Annotated in this window: 1 protein-coding gene; it reads left to right on the top strand. The window is 20.7% G+C overall.

Annotation, left to right across the window (positions count from 1 at the left end; translation table 11 throughout):
- The coding region (locus M983_RS17650; protein ID WP_167348704.1) for a hypothetical protein at positions 1–837 on the top strand (837 nt) is incomplete at both ends.

Genomic DNA, 837 nt, shown 5'->3' with positions numbered 1-837 from the left:
AAGAAAAATTATAAAAATCTAATGATGGAGATAAAGAAAAAATTATTAAATCTATCTGATAATAAATATAGTACATCTATTTTGCACTTACCTTATATATATAATAATGAATTCTCAGAAAAACTCACTTTATTATATAGTGGGTTAAATGAAAATATAACCTATAAAGAGTTGATGGAATGTATTGAGTTATCTGAGGTTTTATATCAAAAATCAACATCTGTTGAGTTAAATAAAAATGAATTAGATTATCTATCTGTTTTTAACTCTTTATTATCTGATATATCAATGGGAAAATGTTTTGATAATAATATAACACATTTAAGTAAAGGTAATCTTCAAGAAATAATTATTAAATTAAATGAAGGAAATTATATTCTGGATGTATCTTCTAAAAGAATTAATTTAAATATTTCTATTCTTAATGATAACAATTATAAATTTGATGTTTTTATTTCTGATATTGGAAATATTAGTATAATTGGTAATAATAAGAAACAAGTTGCTTCGGATCTATTTTATTTTTTACATAATATAAATAATCTTAAAAATGATAATCTATTATTCGATTATGATAAAAATGGTGTAATTGGTTCAATTTATAGTGTTGATTCGAAAGATATTATACCAAGGGATTTATTCGATAAATGGCGTTTTCTTAAAAATGATATTATCATAGATATAAATAAGAGTAATATTATTAATATTGCAAATGTTAATATTGATAAGTATCTCTTATCTACTTTAGGATGTAAGATTGAAGGTAAATCCATTAAAAATATAAATTTTGATAATATCCCTAATTGGAAAGATAAATTGAACCAATTACACCATTTT

The sequence above is a fragment of the Proteus myxofaciens ATCC 19692 genome, from assembly GCF_001654855.1.
In the GTDB taxonomy this organism is placed as follows: Bacteria; Pseudomonadota; Gammaproteobacteria; order Enterobacterales; family Enterobacteriaceae; genus Proteus; species Proteus myxofaciens.
The sequence above is the reverse complement of the archived record's forward strand: the minus strand, read 5'-3'. Positions and strand labels throughout refer to the sequence as shown.